Source organism: Rheinheimera fenheensis, assembly GCF_039871805.1.
GTDB classification, from domain to species: Bacteria; Pseudomonadota; Gammaproteobacteria; order Enterobacterales; family Alteromonadaceae; genus Alishewanella; species Alishewanella fenheensis.
Genome location: NZ_JBDPJM010000001.1, coordinates 17,563 through 44,166, shown reverse-complemented (window position 1 = coordinate 44,166; position 26,604 = coordinate 17,563). Strand labels below are relative to the sequence as shown.

Genomic DNA, 26,604 nt, shown 5'->3' with positions numbered 1-26,604 from the left:
GAGCGCACATATCGTATGAAAGATTATTTGCGTACGATATGTGCTATTACAATTAACCTCTTTAAAACGGGAGCTTTAGCCACGATAATAGTGAGTATACTCACCATTATAACTAAGGTTAAATCATGTCCCTGTTGCTTGATAAACGTGAACTGAAAAAGGCTGCAAAAGAGCTAACTCTGGTAAAACTGCAAGAAGTTATCGACACACTAAATAGCGTAATTGCTGAGCGTCAAAAAGAAGTAGAACTTATCGGTCAGCTTGAGCAGTTAGCTAAGTCGCAAGGTTTTACGCTGGAGCAGCTTGGTTACAAACTCAGTAACGATGTTATTAGCTCACCTATCCAGCAAGACGATATTGAAACAGGTAAGCGCCCAGTTAAGCCAAAATTCAAAACGATCAACAAAGATAAGCAGTACTTCTACGTAGAAAATGGTCAACTTAACCTGCTGCGTACCCACACTATGAAAAAGGGTTTGCAAGACCGCGGTGTTGAAGTTGTGCCGGTGACAAAAGTAGACAAGAAATATGCTAAACAGGTAGATGCACTAATCGCTGAGGCGACAGCGCAAGCGCTAGAAAACTACAATTCCAAAGTTGATGCCTGGAACGAATGGGCAGCAGTTAATGGCGAAGAGATACTATCTAAGAAGTAACCTAGTATCAGTGCCTGGCTAAGCTGGGCACCTTATCTCCCTAGATATCCTGAAATTCCCTCCTGGAAATACGGTGCTATTTGCTTGAATGTACTTTAGCCAGTATCTGCTGTTCAAAAGCGCTAAGCTACATATATTGGATTATGGTGTGGCCATATCGACTGGCGTGTGTCTGTCAGGTCAAGCTTCCGATTTATTAGTACAACTTCTGTGAGGAGGCTGGACCTGCAGGCGCATTCAAAATAGGCGACTTAAGTCGTTCACGTATCTGTTAATTATGTACATCTTTTTACGAAAATTGCTCAGCTGGTTGTTCGGTATGTTGCAGTTTTGGTTAAAAATTGGCTTGCCTAATTGTAATTATTTGTATATCTTTCGCGCGTTCAGCTTGAATTCACCTTTATTTAAGGTGTTTACCGTCGGGCTAAGACAATTAAAAGGCAAACTGCACCGAAAGGGCAGGACGCAAAGCCGCTGATCTAACAGTATTGTTTAAATACTAATGATGGCAGAGGCTACATTAGCTTAGTCGCATCCTTCAGATGTACCGCATTACTGCCAATGTGCAGCAGTACGCATTTGCGCTTTCTATGTAGTTTGTCTTTTATGCAGCCAGAAATTTATTTTTCAGTATCTATGTGCGTTTAACGCTCTGGTAGATTATTGCAGGAAAGATTTAACAGTGATGATGCCTCGAAAAATACCCTTTGGGGTATCTAAGATACTGCTTATGTATGTGCTGGTTGCGCTGGGATTGATGGCAACAGCTTTGCAGGCGCAGGAAGCATCACTATCGGATCACGAGAAGATGCTAAAGCAGGGGCTGGATCGTCTAGAGCAGCAGCTGGCGCCTTTGCGTGAGCGGCCAGACGTTCGTCTGCAGCAGCCTCAGCAGGCCATAACAGACTTTTCTGATTTAGAAACAACAGGTACGTGTTTTAACATCTCTGCTATCAACCTTAAGGGCGCACAGATAATTTCTGCTGCCTTAATCGAAAAAGCAACCTTACCTTATCTTAATCAATGCCTTGGGCTCGAGCATATTAATGCGCTGCTGGGCGTAATATCCAATTTGTATCTTGAACGCGGCTATGTCACCAGCCGTGCCTATATTGCCCCACAGGATTTGTCTGACGGCATTTTAGATATTGTTGTCCTGGAAGGCGTGATTGAAAACATCAGCTCTGCTGATGGCAGTATCAGCACTTCCCAGCTGCAATTGGCTTTCCCTGCATATGCGGCAACGGTGCTTAATATCCGCGATATTGAACAGGGCGTAGAAAATTTAAATACGCTTGGGCAAAACAACGCTACGGTAGCGCTTAACCCCGGCGCTAAGCAAGGCGGTACCCAGGTGGTAATAACTAATCAGTTATCCAAAGCCTGGCGCGGTTCGCTGGGTGTTAATAATAGCGGTGTTGACAGCACCGGCGAATATCAGCTGGATGGCAATCTGGTGCTTGATAACCTGTTGGGGGTAAATGATACGACCTTTTTCTCTGCATCAACCAATATTGGTAAGCATGAGTTGCCGCATGCGTTATCACGCAGTTATGCCGTGTCCTGGTCAATGCCGGTGGCGTACTGGCAGTGGTCATTACAAAATAGTTTTTATGAGTATGAACAGACCGTTGTTGGTAACGTTGTTAATTTTTCCATTCATGGCTCTTCACTTAACAGCAGTGTACAGCTGAACCGCACGTTATACCGTGGCCAAACCGGTAAACTGGATGTCTCTGCCAGTTTTATCCGCAAAGACAGCAAAAACTATATCGAAGATGTGTTTTTAGAGACCTCATCACGCACGCTGTATATCTGGGATCTGGCTGGCAATTACCGGCATTTTTTTCCTCAGGGTACCCTCAGCGTTAATGCGCATATTCATAAAAGTGTGCCCTGGTTTGATGCCAAGCAACAGCTGGTGGCTGCTGAGGATGATTTTCAGTTTACCAAATACCAGCTGAATCTGGCTTATAACACGCAGTTTCACCTGGGCTCTGTGCCGCTGCTCTATGCTGTGGCAGCAGACTTTCTGTATTCCCCTAAAGTGATCCTGGCATCAGAAGGCCTGACAGTGGGTGGCCGTTACTCGGTACGGGGTTTATCGCAAAGTAGCTTGTTTGGTTACAAAGGCGGTTATATCCGCAACGACTTCAGCCTGCCCGCAGAAACCTCGCTGCCCTGGCTGGATCAGGTGCAGTATTACGCCGGTGTTGATATTGGTTCATCAAATTTGCCGGAGTATCCGGACAGGGGTTCTGAGTGGGTGGCGGGGTCTGTCGTTGGTATTAAATTGTATGACCGTCATCTGAGCGTGAATATTTCATATGCCAGAGCACTACGGGTACCTGATTTTTTACAGCAAAAACAACAGGAAATTGATTTTTCTGTCCGGTTTAGTTTTTAAGGTAGGGAAGCGAGCATGTTAACCATGAAATGGCGTGTCACAGTGGCAAGAACCCTGATCCTGGTCATGGTGGGTAATCCGATTGTTTTTGCTGCGCATGGTATGGAGCGCACAGCCAACGAGCATCTTGTAAAGCAGGCGGCAGAGCAGCGCGAGCTGGCCCGCGTGCGGCAACAACTTGCTACAGCGCAGGTGAGCGCTGCCCAAACTGTAGCCCAGGCCACAGCGTCGGTAAGCACAGGTGTCAGCTTGGCAAATGGACAACAAGCTGGCATTAAAACATCGGCTAATGGTACCACTGTTATTGATATTGCTGCTCCCAGCCAGCGCGGTGTGTCGCACAACCGATTTAATCAGTTTAATGTGCCGGCCGAGGGCCTGATCCTTAATAACAGCAAAGATCCGCTTATTTCTGTACTCGGCGGCTGGACTGACGGTAACCGTCGTCTTAGCGGCGGTACCGCCGGCCTTATTCTGGCCGAAGTAACCGGCTCCGGCCGGTCCAGTTTATTGGGTTATACCGAGGTTTTAGGCGATGCAGCCGAGTTTGTGCTGGCAAACCCCAATGGTATTACCTGTAACGGTTGTGGTTTTATCAATACACCACGTGTTGTGCTAGCTACCGGTATCCCTGATTTGTTAAACGGTGAGCTGCTCGGCATTAATATCTCCGGCGGTGATGTGCGCATTGAAGGCGCTGGCCTTAATGCAGCGAATGTCAGCAAGTTTGACATCCTTACCCGCGCTATGCAGCTAAATGCTGCACTCTATGCCGACGAGCTGAATATCCGTACCGGCAGCAATTACTACGATTTTCGCACCGGCCAGGTGCAGGAAAATGCAGAACAGACTGCGGGTAGCCCTGCTTATCAGTTTGCGTTAGATGCTTCAGCGTTGGGAGCCATGTATGCCAACAGCATCAGCCTGATTGGCACCGAAAAAGGCCTGGGAGTGCGCAGTGACGGGCTGATTAACAGTGTTGATAGCTTACAACTAACCGCCGACGGCCAACTGCAGCTAAAAGATACCGTTGCCGGTGGTAACCTGACTCTTAGCTCGCAGCAGGCCGATATTATTACCAGCGGTACCACCTATGGCCAGAATGTTAATATTGAACTGGCGGGTACACTGCATAACAGCGGTGTTATAGCCGCTGCAGACACTATGCAGGTGGTTGCTTCCGGCATGCAGCAAGGTGGCGATCTGATTGCCGGCGTTAATCTGCAAGGCGAGTGGCAGCAAACAGCCGCGCAGCAACTTAATATCAGTGGCGAACTGGTTAACCAGGGCCGCATTATCAGCCAGGGCCAGCAAACGCTGGCAGCAGACCAGCTGCAGAATGATGCGGGTGCGTTGGTACAGGGCGATATTGCCAATATCAGCAGCCAATCGCTTGTTAACCAGGGCATTATCAATAGTACTAGCCTGACACTCGCTGCCAACAGTGCACAGAGCTCTGGCCATATTCAAGCACAGCAACTTAATATCAATACCCGGCAGTTTAGTCTGCTTGATGGCATGCTTTATCAGTCCGGCGCCAACGGCAGTTTTAACTTCAGCGGTGAAAACCTGCTGGTAGCTGGTGGCTTACTGGCGGCTGACGGTGCCACAAAGGTTAATGTCTCAGGCGAAATACAGAATAATACCAACTGGTTAGCTGCCGGTAATACCAGCATTAGCGCTACAAATATTATCAACAGTGGCACCTTGCAGCTGCTGGCCGGGGCTGACGTAACGGCAGATACATTGAATAATAGTGGTAATATGCTGTTTGCCGGTGAACAGGCGGCTGCACTTAACATTAGCAACACATTGGATAATCAGGCGGGTTTGCTGCAATTTAGTAGCAACGCTTTGCTCTCTGGCGCAACTATTAATAACGATGGCGGGCAAATTTATCATCTGGGGCAGGGTGATCTTTCAGTTGAGGCTACCGGGCAGTTAAGCAACCGCAGCGGCGAGATACTGAGCAACGGCAGTATGCAGCTATCTGCTGCACAGATAGAGAATCAGCAAGGTACCCTAAGCGCAGAGCAGCTTGTGCTTAGCGCAACCAATATTAATAGCCAGGCTGGTAATATCCAGGCGGGGTTGCTGGACATAACCGCGCAGCAGCTGAATAACCAGCAGGGCAGTATTGCTGCACTGGGCGGATCTGGCCAGAGTTTGCAGTTAAACATTAGCGATACGCTGGATAACAGCCAGGGCTTTATATTGGCGAAAGGCCAGCAGTTAAGCCTGAGTACTAAGCAGCTTATTAATGATCAGGGCTCATTGCTGTTATCCGGCGCTGATGGTTTAACCATTAATGCCAGCGAGCAGTTGCGTAATCAGCAGGGGCTGATCCACAGCGGTGGCGGCCTGTTGCTTAATACGCCGTTGCTTAACAATACTCAGGGTGAGATCAGCGCCAGAGATATCAACATCAGTGCGGCAACGCTGAATAACCAGCAAGGTGTCATTGGTGCACAACAGGTAACACTGGATGGCGCTTATCTGGACAACCGCGCCGGTAATATTGGCGCATTCTCAGCCGCCGGTCACAACCTGACACTAAACTTCAGCCAGGCTATTGATAACAGCGCACAGGGTATTCTCCAAAGTGCCGCTGACGTTGCAGTCATCACCAGCCGGCAGCTTAATAATACTGACGGTAATATTGTACTGGCAGGCAGCAATGGTAGCCTGCAGGTAAGTGCCACTACACTGCAAAACCAGCAGGGGCAAATTCAAACTAACGGCCAGTTGCTGTTAACTGCAGACAATGTGCAGAACCAGGCGGGCTATATCGCCGCGCTGGGCGATGTCAGTATTAACGCAACAAGTGTCAACAACAGTGCCGGTCAGATTTTGGCAGATAAGCTGCTATTAAACACAGCGCAACTCACTAACACCGACGGCATGATACTGGTGCAGAATGAGCTGAATTTACACAGCCCGTTGCTGGCCAACCTGCGTGGCATTATCTCGGCTCAAACCCTTAATATAACCGGCAATACGCTGGATAACACCGGCGGGCAACTGCTGGCAGCGGAAGAGCTGAATATCAGCACCGGGCAGTTAACCAATCTTGATGGCGTTATCAACAGCCAGCAGACGCTGCAACTTAGTGCGGCAGAGCTGAATAACCGCTCTGGCGTAATACAAGGTGTTAATTCGTTTAATGCGCAGGTTCAGGGCAGTACCGATAACCATAGTGGCCAGTTACTGGCCGGTGCTAACCTGCAACTGCACAGCGGGTTACTGGATAATGCGCAAGGCACAGTAGCCGCTGGCGGGCAGCTGAATATAGACACCACAGAGCTGAAAAATAGTGAGGCTGGCGTAATCAGTGGCACAGCGTTAAATATTACCGCAACCACGCTGCGCAATGATGCCCAAGCCAGAATAGAAGGGCAGCAACTTCAGTTAACCAGCCGGGTTATTGATAACGCCGGCACCTTGCTGGCAGCGGGTCAGCACGGTGATTCTCTGGTTCTGCTAACAGATGTACTGAACAATCAGGGACGTATCGAAAGCCATGGTGAAAACCTCAGCCTGACGAATGTTCAGCTAAATAACCAGCAGGGGCAAATTTACCATCTGGGTACCGGCGTGCTGCAGCTGGAATTTCTGGCTGAGCTGAATAATAGCAGTGGCGAAATATATTCTGCGGGCCGGCTGAATATGCACGGCAGTAATATTAACAACAGCAGCGGTTCGCTGATAGCGCAGCAGGCTTTGCTCCTTAACACAGCACAACTGGATAATAGCGATGGGGCGATACAAAGCTCGGATAGATTGAATTTGCAGGCTACGGCGTTAAACAACCAACAAGGGCTGTTATTAGCTGCAGCAGATATGCACGTGACTGTGCAGCAACTGGATAACACTGACGGGCAATTGCTGAACTTAGGCTCTGGGTTGCTGCATATCGACAGCCAGCAGGTAGTAACGAATGATCACGGCACGATATACAGTGCGGGTAATCTGGCGATACAAACTGAAGCTATGACCAACCGCAGTGGTGAGTTACAGGCACAGGCTATTCGTTTAAGCAGTAACCAACTGGATAACCGTAGTGGGCAGATATTATCGTTGGCTCAGCAAGGCAGTAGTCTCAGCGTTGCAGTAACAGAGCAGTTAGATAACCGCGCAGGTGTAGTGTACAGCGCAGGTGGCGAAGCGGTAATCAGCGCTAATAGTTTACTCAATACCGCCGGTAACGTAGTGCATGCCGGTAGTGGCCATTTACTGGTGACGGCACAAAGTATAGTTAATGGTGCAGACGGCGTTATCGCCAGTAATGATGCACTATGGCTTGAAGCGCAGCAACTGGAATCAGCCGGCCAGCTAAGTGCGCAGGAATTACATATTCAGGCAGATACGCTGGTTAATAGCGGTGCTATTGAGGCGGCTAATCTGCAACTGGGGGCAAATAATACTAATAGCAGCGGGCTGATTGCGGCCCAGCAACAACTGATGCTGAACGGCACAGCTCTGACCAACAGCGGCACTATTTTTAGTGAAGGTAACTTAACCCTTACCAGCGATCGGGTAACCAATTCCGGCATTGTAGCGCAATCGGGTGTTGGTGTGTTGCATCTTGACGTACTGGACAGTCTGAATAACCAATCTGGCCAAATCATATCTGAAGGTTCACTGTTGTTGACGACTGACAGTGTCAACAACAATCAGGGGCTTATTCAGGCCGGACAGGCAGACATCATAGTTGCAGCATTTAACAATAACAATGGCCGGTTGTTTAGTGATCAACTGCAATTACAAGCAGCAAATCTGAGTAATAATGCCGGCCTGATCGTTGCCAACGACAGCTTGTTACTGCAGGTAGATCAGACACTGGATAACAGCCGGGGCGAGCTTATTATAACTGGCGGCAATGCCAGTATCACTGCAGGCAACCTCAATAACGATGACGGTATTATCAGCCAGTTAGCCGAGAGCCTGCAGCTTAACAGCGGTGTTATAACCAATAACGGCGGGACGCTACATAGTGCACAGCAGTTAAACATCAATGCAGCGCAGTTTGACAATAGTGGCCTGGTAGATGCCGCTACGCTGATGGTGGTAAGTGACAGCCTGTTTAACAGTGGCACTATTCAAGCGGAAAATGCCCGGCTTAGCAGCACGCAACTGGTCAATGAGGGCCTGTTACTGGCTAGCGGTACTGTGGGTGAGTCTTTGCAGCTTGATGTGGCGAATGGCATAGTCAACCGCGGCCATATTCAAAGCCATGGCCAGGATCTGATACTGCACGATGCGCTGGATAATGATGCCGGCACGCTGGTACATGCCGGTAACGGCGACTTGCAACTGGCGCAGTTATCCAACCAGCAAGGTAATGTGTATGCAGGTAATGCACTAACAATCGCCGGTAAGGTATTAAACCGCGAAGGCATACTGCAAGCGCAGGGCACAGTAAATATCAGTGGCGCCGAGCTGGACAACCGCAGTGGCGCGATCCGTAACGGTGGCAATTTGCTGCTGGATGTCGCTGCACTGGATAATCGCGACGGTGAGCTAAGCACTGAAGGTGAGCTTGCGCAGTTGCAGGTAGCCGGTAGCATTCGTAATGCCGGCGGTATTATTGTCAGTGCGGGTTCGCAGTTGGACGTACACTCTGCGGAGGTGGTACTGGCTGATGGCGTTATTGCCGGGCACGGCCTGGTAAATATCGGTGCAGGGCAGCTTAGCCTTAGTGAGGGCGGGCAAATCAGCGCCGGTCAAACATTAGCGCTGAATGCAGACACACTGAGCAATCAGGGCCTGTTAAGTGGGCAAAATGTGCTAGTACAGGCAAGCGTACTCGATAACCAAAGCGGGATAATCGAAGCGGCAAGCCACCTTCAGGTGACAGCAGGCTACGTGAACAATACCTCAGGTACCCTGGTGAGCCAGGGCGAACTCAGCCTCGATTTACAAGGCCAGCAAGATGGTATTGCCCTGAATAATAATGACGGCCAGATTATTGCCAGTGGAGTTTTAGCACTGGTAACGCCTTACGCGGTAACTAACACTGCCGGGCAGTTGTTAAGCGAGCAACAACTGCAGGTTCAGGCAGGCGCACTGAACAACAATAGTGGTGAGATACTGGCCGGTAGTGGCTTAACGGTTAATCTGGATACGGTGTTAGATAATAGTGGTGGTGTGCTGTATACCCGCCAGGGTGATATGACACTGACAGCCCAGAGTCTGCTCAACGATGCTGATGGCTTAATACTGCAGCACGGCGCCGGCCAGATGCAACTGACGCTGGATGCGCTTAACAATAATGGTGAAATAGGGGCCGGAACCGTATTAGCCGTAACGGCACAGCAGTTAACCAACAGCGGTTTAATACAAGCTGCAAGCGTTGAGTTGGCGGCACAGCAACTACGCAACAGCGGGAATTTGCTGGGTAATAACCTTTTTATCAGTGCTAATCAACTTAATAATACCGACGGCACCATAGCGGCACTAGCCAGCGACAGTGTGCTGCAAATCAACGCTACTGAGCTGAACAACCAGCGCGGCCTGATCCAAAGCCGCGGCAATACTTTGCATCTGAATACCGTGCTGAATAATCAGCAAGGCGATGTGGTTTTGCTGGGTAATGGCACGCTAAATATCAGTGCACTGGCGAATAACCAGCAGGGGCGCATCCTCAGTGAGGGCGCGGTAGCATTGGCCGGTGTGGTGAATAACAATCAGGGCATCATGCAGGCGGCGACCGATCTGCAGCTTGCGGGCACTGACATCAGCAATATTGCCGGTGTGATCCATGCAGGCGAAGAGCTGGACATCAGTGGTACCAGCCTGATTAACCAGGGCGGTAAAATTTCTGCTGCCGGGCAAAGCTATCATTTGGCTATCAGCGGTGCAATAGACAACAGCCTCGACGGCATACTGACCACTGCCGGTAATATGGCAATAACGGCCGCGGATTTAAACAATAGCTCCGGCCTGATTTACCAGCAGGGCGATGGCAGTTTGCTGCTGCAGGTAGATAACACGTTGAATAATACCGACGGCACTATTGCTGCAGCGGATTTAGCAGTAACAGCAGATCGGCTGAACAACAATACCGGCGTGATCCAGGGTGGGGCTGTGGATATCAGCACGGCGCTATTGAACAATAATGCTGGCACCATTTACCAGCAAGGCAGTGCCACTCAGCTGAGTATTAGCAGCGGCAGTTTAACTAACGACGCCGGCCAAATCTCAGCGCTGGCTGATGCCAATATCAGTGCTGGCCAGCTTAGCAATAATGCCGGCCGCATAGAGAGCAGCAGCGCACTGCACCTCAGTGGTGGTGCCCTGAATAACGATAGCGGCAACCTGGTTGCCAATAATATCAACATGCAGCTGACAGGCACCCTGAGCAATAATCAGGGCACCTTGTTTGCTGCAGATTCGCTGACGATTGCCGCAGACAGTATTGATAATACGCTGGGTACCTTAGCCGCTAATGCCGATTTACAGCTGACAGCTGCTACCGGGCTTAGCAACAACCAGGGCTTATTGCAAGCCGCCGGCAACCTTGTAGCCAGCGCACAGCACATTGAAAACAGTGCCGGTACCCTACAGGCCACAGCGGCCCAGCTAAATGCCCAGCAAAGTATCAATAACGCAGCAGGGGTGATTAACGCCCAGACACTGGCATTAAGTACCGCCGCGCTGCACAACAGTTACGGTGTTATTCTGGCCACCGACACCAGCGATAACTCGTTGCAGCTAACCGAGGTTACTCAGTTAAATAACAGTAGTGGTACCCTGGCCAGCCATGGCCGCAACTGGGATTTTACCCTCGCGGGTCTGAATAACGACAACGGTAAGCTGTTACATCTGGGCACTGGTACTTTTACCTTGTCGCAGGCGGGAAATTTAGCCAATACCGGTACTATAGCGTCTAATGCTAACCTGGTGATAAATGCTGGTAATGTCAGCAACAGCGGTACTTTGCAGGCACAGCAACAGCTGCAGCTTAATTCAGGTCTGGCTAACCAGGCCGGTGCCGTGCTGGTTGCCAATAATATTACGCTTGATGCTGCCGGCAATAGTATTACCAACGCGGGTAGCATTTCTGCTGCGAATAACCTGCAGCTGGGTGCTGCCAGTGTAACTAACAGCCATTTACTCTATGCCGGCAATAATGCGCTGGTAAATGCTGCTAATGTTAGCAACAGCGGCACCTGGTCAGCCAATAAGCTGAATGTAACCGGCTTTAATCTGTTGCAAAACAGCGGCCGCATTGAAAGCAATACCGCAACTTATACCGGCAATACGCTGCAAAACCAGGCAAGCGGTGTGCTGATTAACGCTGCCACTGCAGCCAACAGCCTGCAGCTTAATGCGGCACAGCTAGCCAACAGCGGCACCCTGTATAACAATGCCAGTGATATGAGCCTGGGCGGTAACCTGAGCAACAGCGGCAGTATTATTCATGCCGGCACGGGTAACTTGCGGCTTGGCAATAACGGCAGCATCAACAACGCCGGTGGCAGTATAGCCAGCGCCGGTACGGCCACCCTGCAAAACAGTATTATCGGTGCCGGCACCGTCTATGCTGAGCAGGGCATGCTGATTAACGGCAGTGGTACCTTTACCAACAACAGTCAGCTGTATACCAAAGGCAATATGCAGGTAAACAGCGCGCTGCATAACCAGGGCGGCAGCCTGCTAAGTGACGGCAACCTGACCATTAATACCGCCGGTAGCGTGACGAACAGCGGCAGTCTGCAAGGGCAAAACCTTAGCCTGACGTCGGGGGCACTTAACAATAACAGCGGTAGTATTACATCAACCGGCACGAATAATGCGCAAATCAGTGCAGCCAGCCTGAGCAACAACGGCGGGGTTATTCAGGCCACCAATAATAACTTCAGCCTTATTACCCGCAGTGGCGAGCTGAATAACAGTAACGGTCAAATTAAGCACGGTGGTAATGGTGTTCTGACACTACAAAGCGCCAGCCATTTAAACCAGCAATCAGGCCTGGTGCAAAGCGCCGGCCAGTTAGTGGCAACGGCTCAGGGTAACCTGAATAACAGCTATGGTGTGTTATCTGCCAGCCAGTACCAGCTTACCAGCAGTGGTACCCTTAACAATAATAACGGGCAGATTGTTGGTACCGGAGCTGGTTCAAGCAGTATTCAAAGTGGCACCTTACTTAACCGCAGCGGACATATTGCGGCCAATGGCACTAACCTGACTCTGAATAGTGCTGCACTGGATAATAACAACGGCAGTATCCTGCTGGCCGGTAGCGGTAATCTGGCTATTACGGCAAGTTCAGTTGCCAATGATGCGGCAAATTCACGGATTATCAGTAATGGTGGTATCAACCTCAATAGCGGCAGCGCGCTGAATAATGCCGGGGTTATTTCTGCTGCCAACCTGTTTACGATAACGGGTACTAACCTCACTAATAGCGGTACCCTGGCCAGCCGTAGCGGTAAGGTAGATATTTACAGCAGCGGAACGCTAACCAACAGCGGTACCCTAAGCGGTGCAACAGCAGTAGAGCTGGACGTACGTACACTGAACAACGCCAGCGGCAAAGTACAGTCTGACGGTAAGGTTGCTATTACAGTAAACAGCCTGTCTGTAGGTCAGATTTATGGCCGCGATCTGCAGCTTAGCAGCAATAACAGCATAGCATTGCAAAATGGTGAACTGCTAAGTGCCAGCCGTAACCTGCAGTTAAATAGCAATGGCAATATCACAAACAGCGGCAATATTATTGCCAGCGGTACCTTAAATGTAGATGCTACAGATATGACCAATAATGCCTCTGGCGTGATCCGCGCCGGCGGTAATGCAGTGCTAGACCTTAACCGGTTAACCAATAACGGTATTGTCAGCAGTAATACGGTGTTAACGCTAAATGCAGATAATACTACCAACACTGGTACCCTGGCTGCGGGTAACCATTTAGATATTAATGGCAATATCGACAACCGCAACCTGCTGTTCGCCGGTAGCCTGCTCACTATCGACGGTAATGTCAGTAATACTGCCAATATTTACTCTAACCAGGATGCGGTTATCTCAGGTGCAACGGTAACCAATACCGGCGGTACTATTGCCGCAGCGCGGGATTTAAGCATTAGCGGTACTATTGTTAATACCCATACCGGTAATGTTGAGTTTGTTAAAGGTGAAGTAACAACCGGAGGGCTTAGTTACGTTGATGATTTTTATGCCGGCTACGACCAGCACGGCCCTAGTGAAGTTATCAAAGTAACGGCTGAACGTCGTACAACAACAACCTACAGTGCTGAACTATCCGGCACGGCCGGTATTATCGCCTCTGGTCGGAATATGCATCTGCATGGCCACACTACCAACAATTACAGCAAAATTTCTGTCGGTGGTGATCTGCATGTTACCGGTACTAACTTTATCGGCAAATCGGCGGAAAACCAGCAGATCCACCAGGTTGAAGTTTATGAAGATACTGTAATTGTTGGTTGTCTCGTTCCTTATACAGACAGAGGCTGTGCTGAGCCAGGTCCTGGCTTGAGTATGGAAGAACCTGTCAAAGTTGGTGAGTATACCGAAACGACTCTTACAGGCGGCTCTTTAGGTACGGTGTATGTTAAGGGTAATATTACCGGCACCTTAAAAGATAAGGTGGAGTTAAATAGTGCCAGTCCGCTGGATGGCACCCTGGTGTCTGGTGTACCCACCAACGCCAATGGCTCCAGTGGCAGTGCTTCTCGTGGTAGTAATGCCGGTGCCAGCAATAGCAGCACCGTTGCCGTTAACCGTAGCAATGGTACCAGCCAGAATACCAGCGGTGCTAACCGCTCTGCCAATGGCGTTGCTGCCGGTAATAACGGTACTGTTGATGCCGAGTGGCGTGACAGCAATGTTAACCATACCGGCGTACAACCGGGCAATCAGCCGGGTAATGTCGGCATTGGTCAGGTGGCTGATGCCACAGCGCGGCAGGTAGATATGCTCGATGCTGCAGGGCAGAACATAGTCAACAGTGCTGAACTAAAAGGCCAGCAACAGCAGGCCGGACAAGTTGGTAGTGCAACGCTGCAATCTAAGCAACAGGCCGGGTTGAACACTGATTTCAGCGGCGCTGACGCAGTACAACTGGTGGTTAACCCTAATGCCGGTTCGGCTGCTGATATTGCTGTAAATAACCCCAGCCAGCAAATAACGGCTGTCAGCAGCGACAATCGCCAGCTTAATGCCGGTGATCTGTTGCATAAAGGCGGTGTAGACAACGGCCCTGCGCAGTTAGTGGCCACACAGGGTAATGTGCGTAATGTACAGGTAACCGATCCTGCACGGCAGCAGGCCGACGCTATGCAAGCCGGTATGGGTGTGCAGGGTATTGGTTTTATGTCTCCGGATATGGCCGCCAGCTTGCAGGTGTCGCAAGGCACTGCACCACAAGGCCCCGGCCAGCAACAAGGTGGTGGCCTGGTTGGCAACGGTAATATCGCAGGCTCCGGCGACTATAACCCTGATTTAATTATCAAAGGCCTGGTAGATAACCAGCAGGGCACGCTCGCGCAGCAAAAAAATAGTGTGCAGCAACAAAGTGCTACACAAGGTAATAGTGCTACCGGACAGCAGGTTGGCCAGAATGTGTTTATTACCGACGAGCAAATGCGCGTGCTGACTGAAGATTTGGGCTTTGACGCCAACGCCATTAATAAAGGCCAGCAAGCTCTGTATGCCGCTATCAGCCAGAACGATTTACTGGCCGACGGCGTCACCTTAAGCGCAGGTGGCACTATCGATATTACCGCCGATGCCGGTTTTAATATCAACAGCGGCATCGCTGCCGGTGAAGGTTTAATTTTGCGCAGCGAAGGCGGCCTTAATATGGGCAACTTCGGCTTTTTCGACAGCGAAAACCTACTGGGCCTGCAACTGGGCGGCGATTTTACCAACACTATGAACCTGCAAAGCGATACGCTATGGCTGGATATTGGCGGTGACTTTACCAACCTTGGCAGCTTAACCGGCAGCGATGTCTTAAGCATTAGTGCCGGTAATAATCTTATTAACCAGAACCTGCTAAGCGGTGGCCATGTGCTGCTAAATGCCGGTGGCGATATTATTAACCGCACCGAGTTTAGCCAGCACACCGTTAACTATGACAACGGCAATAGCAAAACGTACACCACAGTAGGCAATGCGCCGCAAATTATCTCGACCGACAGCTTAAGCATGACAGCCGGCAATAATATTGACCTGCAGGGCAGTAAATTCAGCGCCGCAGGCGATATCAGCCTCAATGCCGGTAACGACGTACTGCTGGGCGCAGTAGAAAAACTCAGCGGGCACGAGAAGTACTTTAAAGGCGGCCACGATATAGAGCTGCACCGCACTTATGATGTCGTCAGCTTCGACGCCGGTGGCAATTTAAGCGTAGTGGCGGGCAATAATTTGCAGTCTGAGGGGGCGCAGTTTAGCGCAGGTGGCATAGCGGCGCTGTCTGCAGGTGAAGATATGAACCTGCTGGCGGTGGTGGAGTCGCACTATGACGCTGATAAAAAAACCAAAAAGAGTACCTTTAAGAAAAAAGTTACTGAAAACATCAGCCTGCACGAAGAAGTACAAGGCACCAGCATTAGCGCCGGTAATATTCTGCTCAATGCCACAGTGGATGAGGCGGGCAATGTAGTGCAATTGCCTGGCGGCAATATCACTATGGTAGGCAGTAATCTCAGTGCTGAGCAAAATATTATTGCCTTTGGTAATGACATTACCGTAACAGCAGGCACTTACCAGGACTACGATTACAGCCACACTAGCAAGAGCAGCTTTGGCGGCTTAAAATCAAAAAGCCGTGAAGACCTGGCCCAGGATGACTTACTGGCAGGCTCTGAGTTAACTGCGGGTGGCAATATTCTGCTTAATGCCGGTAACGATATCGCCATCCTGGCCAGCGAGCTGAAGGGCGACAATATCGGCTTAACCGCCTTTAACGAAGTGCTTATAGCTTCGGGTGAAGAAAGCAGTATTCGCGAGTCACGCAGTCAATCCGGCGGTTTCTTCAGTGGCGGCAGTTTATTCTCCTCAAGTGAAGCCTTAGCCGGCTCAGCTAGTATCACGGCCGACAGCTCTGCCATTAACGCCAGCGGCAATATTATTATCGATGCCGGCAGTGCCACTGTAATTGGCTCGGTACTGGATGCGGATAAAGGCATATCGGTTAAAACGGATATCGGTGATATTCAGGTACTGGCGGCGAAGGAGACTACCGAGACCTATTCGCGCGAGCAGAATATCAGTGTCAGCTTTGGTGATGCATTAAAAGCCCTGACCCGGCCGGACGAGCTGTTAAAAGCTGAAGATGGCCAGTTAAAACTGAGCCTGGGCAGTGCCACTTACGATAAAGTTGATTTTGCCAGCAATGCCACTCACCACAAAGCCAGTGAGTTAACTGCTGGTGAGGGTATTCAGCTGGATTCGGTTGCAGATATCAAGATTGAAGGCTCGGCGATTAATGCTCAAGGCGATGTCAATTTGCTGGCCGGCGGCGATGTTATTGTAAAAGAAGCCACAGACAGCTACAGCGAAACCCGCGAAGAAGTGCACGGCAAGGCGGAAATCAGCCTGGTGGTACAACATCAAGCGGTTGAGGTTGCCAAGGCAGCAAAAGCGGTAGATGACGCTAAAGACCAGGTAAAACAGGCCGAGGCGGATTACCGTAAATACCAGAAAGAAAAAGACCAGCTGGAAACCACCTTAGCGCAACTGGAAGCGGATTATCAGAACAAGGTGCCTGGCGTTAATTACAGCGACATAGTAGAGCTGCGTAACCTGCTGGATGATGTAAAAGGTGACGAAGCCTGGTACTTAGCCGGTATTGCTACCGCCAGTGCTAACTTAGTCAGTAAAACTACTTTGCTGGGACAACAGACCGCAGCGGCAGCACAAAGCGGCGCTACCTATGGCTTTAATGCCGGTTTACAACTGGATATTGCGGCCAGCAAAACCGACAGCAGCCTGGATGCGACCAGCTCAGTGGCCTCCATCATTAACGGCAACAATATCAACATTGTTACCGGCAGCAACAATGAAAATGGTCCGGGCCAAAGCGGCAATACCCTTATTCAGGGCAGTGCACTTAACGCCAACCAAAACCTGAATATCTTTACCGGCGAGCTAAACGTGCTGGCTAGCCAGGATACGCAGCGCTCAGAAACCGATACCCAAAGCGGTACTATGACCATTGCACAAACAGTGTGGGGCGCCGCGGGTGGGCCAACCGTTAATGCCAGCTTAAACAGCAGCCAGCAGCAGGATAAACAAACCATACACACTAACAGCAGCTTAACAGCCGATAACCTGAACATCGTCACCAGCGGCGATGCTAATATTATCGGTGGCAACCTGCATGGTGCTACTGCGGTTAATATGGATATTGGCGGTGATTTAACGCTGGAATCAGTGCAAGACCGCTTTAGCGGCAGCAACAAAGGCTTTGGTATCAGCGGTGGCATAAGCTTAGGCGGTGTGTTTACCAATGAAAACGGCGCTGCGGCCAACAGTAAAGAAGCCAAAACCACTGCAGTGGGCCAAAGCGATGGTGTAAGTGGCGTAAATGGTGGTGTTAATGCCAGCCATGGCCGTTACCAAACCACCGAAACCGTACTAAGCAGCATTACCGGCGGTACGGTGAATATCGATGTAAACGGCAACACCCAGCTAACCGGTGCCTTACTTGCCGCATTGGATGAAGAGGGTAACGACACCGGTAACTTAAGCCTGAATACCGGTAGTTTAAGCTTTACCGACCTGAATAACCGCAGCTATAGCAGTAACCAAAGCTTTGGTGTTAGTGGTAGTGTGGGCATTGGCGGTAAAGAAAACCCGGGCGACCCTAACCAAACCAATATCAACAGTAGCAACTACAGCTATCAGAATGAAAGCAGTCAGAGCCTGGATAAATCCTTAGCCACCATAGGTCAGGGCAATATCACCGTGGGCGGTGAAGACGCCTCACCGGAAGGCTTAAACCGCGATGTCGACAATATCAATAAAGAGCTATACGCAGTAGACCGCCAACAAGGCAATATCGACCTGACGGTAGACCATAGGTTGTTGACTGAGGAAGGCAGAAAGCAGATTGCAGAAGATGCAAAGCGCACTGAAATACTGGGTTCAGCCATTATCGATATCGCAGAAAACAGTGTATCGCTTACAGGTTCTGGTGAAGGTGAAAACTCACTGCGTGACCATATTGGTAATACACAAGACTACTTTACGGCAACGAAAAACTTTACCCAAAATGCCAATAATGCTGAGCATATGGCGACATTGTCCAACGACAACGCCACGCCGGAGCAAAAGCAGGCAGCCTATACGGCGTTGGTCAATGAAATTGCTACCTATATGGGCGTAGACCCAACTGAAGCTAAAGTGCTGATGGAAAGTGACCCGCAGTTTGCTGGTGCCTTCTCGCGTGATACTGATACGGTTTACGTTAACGACTTGGCGCACAACAATGCGACAGAGGCGGTCAACACCGTAGGGCATGAAACGCAGCATTATTTGGATAATCAGCAAAACCCGAATGCCGAGCGTACAGAGCAGTACAACGCGAACCGGGAAAACTACGCGGATATTATGGGCGACGCTACGGCGGATTATCTAAGTTTTAACTTTGCGCAGAATGGTTCGAGCCTGGCGGGAGGAAATAGCCATAGCTTAGGAGTAACATCTGAGGACATTGTCAGAAATGCTACGTTGGTTGCTGGCAATAATGTCAACTTCCGTCAGGAAGATGAACAAGCGTTAGACTATTACCTGCATCCCGGGCAGCAACGCACCTTTGCACAGAAATTAGATGCTTGTCAGGGAGAAAGCTGTTTAGCCGAAACGATTAATGAGTATAGGGAGCTGGCAAATCAGCAAAACGGATTTACTCCTGAACGGCAGCAGGTATTTGATCAAGCAGCAGAATCAATTTACCAGCAACTAGCAGGTAACTGCGAAACGTCCGCTTGCATGGAGTTTACCCGTAATGAAATGTTGATGATATCGACAGCTTGCGGCAGTGAAACCTGTATACAGGAGCGGGCTGTAATAGTTCAAAAAGCCCAGCAAATTCAGCAAGGACAGTGGGGTAGTTTAGCTGTAGATGCTGCTTTGGATGGTTTGATGGTAGCTGGAGCATTATTTCCTGCAGCCGGGGCTGGAAAAGCTGCGGGTGATGTGCTGAAAGATATTAATCCTAAGGTTGCTGGTGATGCGGTTAGTTCTATCAACCAAGGAAAGCTTAATTCTCAGCTTATCGCTGATGAGGTGGCAAATGGACATGCATTTGCTAAGCATGTGCTTGAACGTAAAGAATTTACCGATTTAGGCATTGAAACTAAAGAACAGTTTGCTTCTTTCGTAGAGAATATTGTAACTAATCCCGCTGTAATAAGACGTGAAGCAGCAGATGGGACAGTGTATTATCTAGACGAAACAACGAAAACAATAGTTATTAGAGGGCAAAGAGGTGAAGCCACTGCATTTAGACCTGATCAAGGCGGTATTGGATGGGAAAATTATATTAATTCTCAAGTGCCTAGAAACTGATGGATTATAGTATGAATTCAAAAAAAATTAGTATCGAGTTAACTGAACAGGAAGTACGCTATATAATTTCCTGTGGAGCTGCATTACTACAGAATGTTCCAGAGGAATCTCTACCAACATATTGTTCTTTCTCAAAAGAGCAGATAATTGATTTTACAATTCGACTAAGGCGGTTAGCTGACGAATATGGTATGTAATGTATTAGCTGTCAGCGTCCCTGTCCCGTCCGGTGTCCCGTTCATACCGTTCACACACTGGGGACTGGCAAAAACAACCGGATTTTGTTGGATATTCAATCAGCTTCCGGTTGTTAACCTTAAAAAATCTGGCTGCTTAGCCGGATTTTTTTATGTATGTTGCTTTTGGTTAGCCGCTTTTCTGCTTTTCAGGCAGGGGATGGTGGCATTTTGTGCGAATGCTGTTTCCCACTGCTGCAAAACCGGCATTTACTAATCAGGGACATAATAGCCGCATAACACGCCATGCCAGGCACTAACCCACCGGAAAAACGGGAAAAAGGGGGCGGAGCCTGGAAAAAGGGGTCGGAGACAATTAAAGTTAATTTTATCTAATGTCCCGTTCATATCGTTCACACGCTTGGGTTGTATAAAAACAACCCGTTTTTGTTTGGGATTTAATCAGCTTCCGGTTGTTAACCATAAAAAATCTGGCATTTTCGCTGGATTTTTTTATGTCTGTTGCCTTTGGTCAGCCGCTTTTCTGTATTTCAGGCAGGAGAAAGTGGCATTCTGTGCGAATGTTGCTTTTTATCCTGCCGCAAAATAGTGGCGGTTAATCCGGCACATAATAGCCACATAACACCCCCTGCCAAGCACCGACCCATTGCGCCTGATCTGCATTATTATTCTGCTTGCCGCGCCAAACTTCGGCTGGTGTTAAGCCGTCTAAATTTTGGTGTGTGCGGATGTGGTTATACCAGGCGCGGTAAATGGCCAGCTCGGTTTGCAGGTCGCAACCGGTGAAATCCAGTTGCCTGAACTTCTCCTTGAATGATCCGAAGAATCGCTCAATGCGACCATTTTGCCACGGACTGGCGATATCTGAGGTTTGGTGCTGTATTCCCAGCAGCTTTAATGCCAGCTTAAACGTAGTGGAGGTAAAGCACCTTTCGTTATCGGTACGGATAAACTTCGGCAAGCCAAATTGCTTTATGGCCCGACAGATCTCCAGAAGCAGCACATCGGAATGTTTAGAGCTCAGCTCCCGCAGCTCAATACTCAGCCTTGAACCGTGATCGACAATTCCAAGAATGAGTTTTTGCTGTTTGCTTAGCGTGACTGTAGTTAAGTCCATGCCCCAGGTTTGATTAACCGGCATGGCTCTGGGCGGAGTGTTTTTAATGTCCTGCCGCAGAATACGTATCTGGTACTGTTTTATCTTCATCTGGTAATACACAAAGGTTTTGCCCACGTTGTCACCGTTATGACCGTAGCGCTGATTAAATAACTCCGCTACTTTACCGGCCCCGTAGCCGGATATGGCAGCCAGATAGAGCACCTTGTCCACCACCCATTGCGGCTTTTTACGGTTTTTGCAGTAAGGCGGTATTGGCAAAACTGCCGCAATTGGCTTAGCGTAAAAAGGACTGGCTGGTTTTGTGATGAAACGGCTAAACCAGCCTTTCAGCATCAGCAATAAGCTGAAGCTTATGTAAATTAGTAACTTTAAAAACATGTTGTTTGTAGTTCGCCGCACAGGGTTCTGAGTATACACATCCCTGATGATCGTCAGGCCGGCTTGGACGTCCTTTGTCCTCGCGTTCAGCCGTGGGCAATCTAAGCACGTTTGCTCATTAAATTCCCACCTGAAATTATGCTGCTATGCGCTTGAACTAACTTTAGTCAGTATCTTCTGTTAAGCAGCGCTCAGAACTTATCTGTGTTGCAGAAGTGTAAAGTTTAGCTAAAGTAGTGACAGCAGTATCGAAATTAACTATGTTAGTGACAAGGCATACACTTTGTAGCTGATCCAGTTAAAAATCTGCACTTTAATGCACATTAAAGTGCAAAGCTAATCTCAAAGAGGCTATCGAGTGTCTATGAGATTTGGGCTAAATCCACTTCTTGCCTGATAATCACATCTCATCTGCTTAAACAAGACTAAGTGTTTGCAACTACCTATATTGTGAACAATACTCTGTATACCTAATAATAGACAAAAGGAATACAAAATTGAGTGACGACCGTTTTAAAGCTTGGTTGACGTTCTGGCAGTTTATATTAGGTACAGTAGTATTGGGCTTATTTTCAACTATCATCAGTCACCAAATTCAAACACGGGAAGTCGAAATTAAAGAACAAGAGGCTAATGCCAAATTCCTCGAACAGGCTTTACAAGAGGATATAGGTGTTAGACGGCGTCTGGCTCAGTATTTTTCGCATGTGACACGCTCAGCTGAATTAAGAGAACGGTGGAGCGCCTATGCAAAAATAATAGAGGATGAATATCTGCAGACACTTGCAGAAAAAAATCGGCTACAACAGGAAGCGAAAAATACAGATTTAGATGAAGAGACTCGGGAAAAGTTACTCGCTCGGGTAGCCCAACTCGAATCCGAGCTTAGCCCTAAGCCCTCGATGACATCAGCACTGTCTGCCAGAACTTACATACATATAGCTGAAGAACGCCAAAGAGATTTAGCATTGTCAGTAGCTAGAGCGCTAAGGGGGGCATCAATAATAGTTCCTGGGATTGAATTAAACCGACGGAGCCCAGTGAAAAGCGAGGTTCGCTACTTCCGGCAAAGTGAAAAGGTTGAAGCTGAAGGTATTGCATCAATAATCCAAGGAATAAGACCAGGTATTGAGGCGAGGTACATACCTGGGTATGAAAACTCAACAGGTATACGTTCGCGGCATTTCGAGCTCTGGATTGGAAGCTCAGAACCACCTTTATAGGCCAACTCATGAGCAAATCTATTTTTTTATAGATAGAACTCTCAATTGTATGTCCAGAGATTCCCGGAATATAAAATATAAAGGCAATTAATTAGATGCTGTTATGATGTTTAAATGTTAATGGTGTTGAATTGATTTATATGAAATAGCTGTTAGGCTGTAGTAGGTGCTCATCAGAATAACATTGTGAGCTTAATGGCAATTTTGCTGTGCTGAAGTTTCATATGGATATGAATCAATGTCCCTGTGATAGCGCTCGTTGAGGGTATTATCATGGCTAAAAAACCTGTTGTGCTGCTTATTCACGGAATGGGAACTCACTCCGACCAATCGGTTAAAGATGAATTCAAAGTGGGCCTCGAAAAATGCATGGAGTTTTTTGGGTATAAAAACTTCGATGTAAATTCTGAGTTTACGCTTAAGACCTTTAACTACTCTGAGTATTGGGATGAAAAGCGCAAAGCCTTTGCAGAGCATCTTAATGGTGAAATAAAAGAGTCACTTTCACTAACTCCCCAATTGATCCAAAGCATTTATAACGTCATTGATGAATTTGATAACGATGATTTCTTGCACACTCATTTGGTAGATGTATTGTTCTATCTGACAAGTGTCCTTCGTGAGCACCAATTAGTTAAACTGCATAAAGTTTTCGCTGAAGCTATCAAAGACAACATCAATGATCTGAATGATGACCCTCTTATAGTTGTAGCACATAGCTTGGGAACCGCATTTATTCATGATTGTTTGACACAGGTTTACTCAAAACACCTTGACCCATCAGTTTTTGCTTTAGATCAATTGTGGTCAGTTGCAACAGTTTCTCGATTGACGCAGATGATAACGCAAAAACATGACCCCATGAAATCAATCGTTACAGACCATAGCGAATCCAAGCTCGGGGTTTGTAAATCGTTTTTCCCAGTTTATAACGAATTCGACCCATTCTGTTGGTTTAAGCGCTACGACAGAATGCCCAATGCAGGTGTGCTCATAGAAACCAAGCACGTCAGAGATTTGAAGAAAATTTATGGTAGTAGTGAATCAATGAGAATTAATCCACACGACCTTCGCGAGTACTTTGCCGATCCAGCTGTAGGTGGAAGATTTCTAGCGCGAAATGGCGTGCTTAAAATCGACATGAACGATTTTACAGCTGCGCAAGCTCGTTACAGCCAAACGACTCTCGCAGGTAGTATCAATGGTAGCGTAGATAAAATTAAGGCGGAGTTAAAGCTGATTGAAGAGCAGTCAGATGGGTTTAATGGAATGAAGAAAAAAGTCGAAACCTTGACACGTGTTTTTGAACTTATTGATGAAATACGTGATGAATTTAAGGGAACTTAGGGAGATTTAGAATGAAACGACTAGCACTTGCGTTTGGGTTGTTCTTTGCGTTTACAGATTGTTCTTCGGCACAGGATGTCCCGTCTAATAATTTTGACATAGCAACTAAATATATTGAAAATCACTGCGATTTTGAGGAACTGAAACTTCAAGGCTATGAATTTGACAAATGGTTCCCTGACTATGATAAGTTCGTGACGGAGAAAGCACTCAAGGCTTGCTTGGCTATATTCGGTAAAAAAGAACAAAGAGATATTAATATCTACTGGCCTCAGACAGACCGAGTCGCTATTCTCTCCTCCAATCTTGAACAGATTGCTACGTCCTTTAAACTCAATACACCCAACACGCAATTTCCGATTCTCAAAACCCATTATGAAAGCTGGCTGCACGAGACTGATTTACCAACCGCAGGCTATGACCAGTATCACGCACCAAGGCCTCCCAGATTCGATAAAGCAATCGATGATATATTTCCTACATATTATCTATCCAAACCTGATGGAACACTCAGACGTCCGCAGTTTTCGCTTTCGGGTGAGCAGAATACTTACTGTACATCAGCGTTTAATGGTGCCGCTGATTGTGATGAAGTATTTGAGGCATTCAATAAAGTCACTAATAAGATTAGCGTGTTTCAAAAGCTAAGAAAGTCTGCTGAATTCGAAACCTTTGTCAAAGAAAAGGAAGCGCAATGGGACAAGTTCGCGGATAACTCACGCTTTCAGACATTTGTAGATGTAGCCTTCACGTCGTTCGTTTACCGCAAACGTCTTTCGCTGTCAGACCGCGTCGTGTCGCCTCCGCCACTTCAACTGTTTGCGTTGCGTCCCAGTTTGGTTTATGAACACCTACCTGATGCGCCCCAAGGTAGTCGTGATGAGCTTGCACTGGCATTAGAATGGGTAGGCTTCAATGCCTGGAATTTGAAATTTCCATTTGGTGTATCCATTACATCTGTGTATGCGGACAGGGAATTTGGTAATTCTGTAGGTCATGGCTTGACCTTCCATGTTAATAATAACTTTAGTTTTGGCTTCGCTAACCGTGGTAACGGTGAAAATAGCATTTATGTGAATGTTGAGTTGATGGATTGGTTCGGTAATAAACAGAAAAAGATTGAAAAATACAAGAGTTATCAGTTCTAGTTGTACTATTCTTTCCTGTTAAGACATTTATTGTAGCAAGGTTATAGTCGTTCTTTGTAAATGGAATTCCATTAATGCATTTTTTTGACTGGCGTGGTCATCATTTCTAATTTTTCTTATGATATGGCTCATCTCAAAATGCAACGTTAGGTTTGAATTATTTTTTTTCTATCCGAAATGAATAAAATCACCATCGGCAAAGTCTGTTTATTCAAGCAGGTTATATGTAATTTCTAGATTTGGTCATTTTAGTCTACTATACTAAGAGAGATTTAGTAGACTGCCCGGTGTTTGCTTTACAGTCGGTTGCTGCATAATATATTATTCCTAGAATTCATATTGGATTTATACATAAATAATTTGTTCAATTTTTCAAGATGCATGTGCTATTAATTAATAAGTAGTAATAACGCAAGCAATATTTCTAGCGCTAATTATAGGATTTGAAGAATGACAATACCCGATATTACTGAAACCTCACTAGAAAATTGGGATAAATACAAGAGACAAGCTCCTGATGATATTATTGAAGCAGTATACAAAAAAGCCGAAAATACATCGCGAAAAATGTGCTCCTGGTATTGGTCAAGCATCAGAAGTAAAAGAAATGTATCTTTGGCAGTGCGTGTTATTGCGTTTTTACTACTAGCGTTAGGTACAACGCTTCCAATAATAGCTGCAATACAGGAAACACCAAGTCAGAAGCTATGGTTGACTCAGGTTGGAGTGGCAAGTTTGATCTTAGCTGGGTTGATGCAACTCGCAGATCGAGTGTTTGGTTGGTCGAGTGGCTGGATGCGATACATAACCACTGTGACAACAATGGAGAATTTAACAAGAGCATTTCAGATGGAATGGGGAAAGTATTTGGTTGCCAAGACTGAGCCACTTGAAATCGCTGATGCCAGAACACTGTTTGAAATTGCTCATGTGTTTGAACAAGAACTGATGAAGCTTCAGTCTGAAGAAACCACTAAATGGGTAGCAGAATTCAATACAAGTATTGCCCTTTTAGACAGTATGATTAAGACTCAACGAGAAGAAACTGACAAGAAGTTAGAATCGATTCGAACTAGTCTGACATTGCAAGAGAGCACCACAATTGCGGAAAAAAAGGCAAAGACTCTAGGAGCAATAGAAGTTTCATTGATTTTTAATGGTAGCGTTAAGCCTATATCAATTTGTCTTGATAATAACACTCCGGTAGATTTTCTTGGCAACTATTGGACCCAAATGGATGTTTCTCCTGGCCGCCACGTTGTGAGAATTGTTAGGACTTCTGGACAACCTCTTACAATTGAGCGAATAGTTGATGTAAAGCCCGATACTCTCGCTAAATTAGAAATTCAAATTGGTGAGTAACTGTTATCAATTTTTCATGGGGTCTATAATATTAGATTTGAAAATCAGATACTTTTTATCTAAAAACTGCTTTCCATCCATCTGAGTACCTATTGGCATTCAGCTAAGTCACATCTTGGCCAGATAAGTTAAGATTTTTGGGTAAAAGTAGACATACGTTCAGATTCTTTTGTGTTTCTGCTGAAGTAGAAAGTATGCAAATGCCCCCAAAAGTGGCTTAT

Annotated in this window: 8 protein-coding genes and 1 riboswitch; of the genes, 7 read left to right on the top strand and 1 reads right to left on the bottom strand. The window is 47.5% G+C overall.

Annotation, left to right across the window (positions count from 1 at the left end):
• Positions 1–125: 125 nt before the first annotated feature.
• The 3 genes from ABGI61_RS00095 to ABGI61_RS00085 all read left to right on the top strand — a co-directional run bounded on the left by ABGI61_RS00095 (position 126) and on the right by ABGI61_RS00085 (position 19,608).
• Positions 126–656, top strand: coding sequence for an H-NS family histone-like protein (locus ABGI61_RS00095; protein ID WP_347595015.1), 531 nt, complete (start codon positions 126–128; stop codon positions 654–656).
• 429 nt (positions 657–1,085) lie between these two features.
• Positions 1,086–1,179, top strand: a riboswitch (cyclic di-GMP riboswitch).
• Positions 1,180–1,386: 207 nt separating this feature from the next.
• Positions 1,387–3,063 (top strand): ShlB/FhaC/HecB family hemolysin secretion/activation protein, encoded by a 1,677-nt coding sequence (locus ABGI61_RS00090; RefSeq protein WP_347595012.1) that lies wholly within the window; start codon positions 1,387–1,389, stop codon positions 3,061–3,063.
• 15 nt (positions 3,064–3,078) lie between these two features.
• Positions 3,079–19,608 (top strand): two-partner secretion domain-containing protein, encoded by a 16,530-nt coding sequence (locus ABGI61_RS00085; RefSeq protein WP_347595009.1) that lies wholly within the window; start codon positions 3,079–3,081, stop codon positions 19,606–19,608.
• Between the two features lie 792 nt (positions 19,609–20,400).
• On the opposite strand, the gene ABGI61_RS00080 is transcribed toward ABGI61_RS00085, so the two are convergent.
• Positions 20,401–21,135: an integrase core domain-containing protein gene (locus tag ABGI61_RS00080; RefSeq protein ID WP_347595006.1), complete on the bottom strand. Its 735-nt coding sequence runs from the start codon at positions 21,133–21,135 to the stop codon at positions 20,401–20,403.
• Positions 21,136–21,800: 665 nt separating this feature from the next.
• Between ABGI61_RS00080 and ABGI61_RS00075 the strand changes: the two genes are divergently transcribed.
• The 4 genes from ABGI61_RS00075 to ABGI61_RS00060 all read left to right on the top strand — a co-directional run bounded on the left by ABGI61_RS00075 (position 21,801) and on the right by ABGI61_RS00060 (position 26,383).
• Positions 21,801–22,526 (top strand): hypothetical protein, encoded by a 726-nt coding sequence (locus ABGI61_RS00075; protein ID WP_347595003.1) that lies wholly within the window; start codon positions 21,801–21,803, stop codon positions 22,524–22,526.
• Between the two features lie 273 nt (positions 22,527–22,799).
• Positions 22,800–23,873 carry a hypothetical protein gene (locus ABGI61_RS00070; protein ID WP_347595000.1) on the top strand — a complete coding sequence of 358 codons (1,074 nt, stop codon included), beginning with the start codon at positions 22,800–22,802 and terminating at the stop codon, positions 23,871–23,873.
• Positions 23,874–23,884: 11 nt separating this feature from the next.
• Positions 23,885–25,021, top strand: a complete 1,137-nt coding sequence (locus ABGI61_RS00065) for a hypothetical protein (protein ID WP_347594997.1) — start codon at positions 23,885–23,887, stop codon at positions 25,019–25,021.
• A gap of 450 nt (positions 25,022–25,471) precedes the next feature.
• The gene (locus ABGI61_RS00060) at positions 25,472–26,383 is read left to right on the top strand and encodes an SLATT domain-containing protein (protein WP_347594994.1); all 912 of its coding nucleotides are present in this window, start codon (positions 25,472–25,474) and stop codon (positions 26,381–26,383) included.
• Positions 26,384–26,604: the final 221 nt, after the last annotated feature.

Coding starts and splice junctions, on each gene's coding strand:
- ABGI61_RS00085 (WP_347595009.1), top strand. CDS start 3,079: ATGTTAACCATGAAATGGCGTGTCACAGTGGCAAGAACCCTGATCCTG.
- ABGI61_RS00065 (WP_347594997.1), top strand. CDS start 23,885: ATGAAACGACTAGCACTTGCGTTTGGGTTGTTCTTTGCGTTTACAGAT.
- ABGI61_RS00070 (WP_347595000.1), top strand. CDS start 22,800: ATGGCTAAAAAACCTGTTGTGCTGCTTATTCACGGAATGGGAACTCAC.
- ABGI61_RS00090 (WP_347595012.1), top strand. CDS start 1,387: ATGTATGTGCTGGTTGCGCTGGGATTGATGGCAACAGCTTTGCAGGCG.
- ABGI61_RS00095 (WP_347595015.1), top strand. CDS start 126: ATGTCCCTGTTGCTTGATAAACGTGAACTGAAAAAGGCTGCAAAAGAG.
- ABGI61_RS00060 (WP_347594994.1), top strand. CDS start 25,472: ATGACAATACCCGATATTACTGAAACCTCACTAGAAAATTGGGATAAA.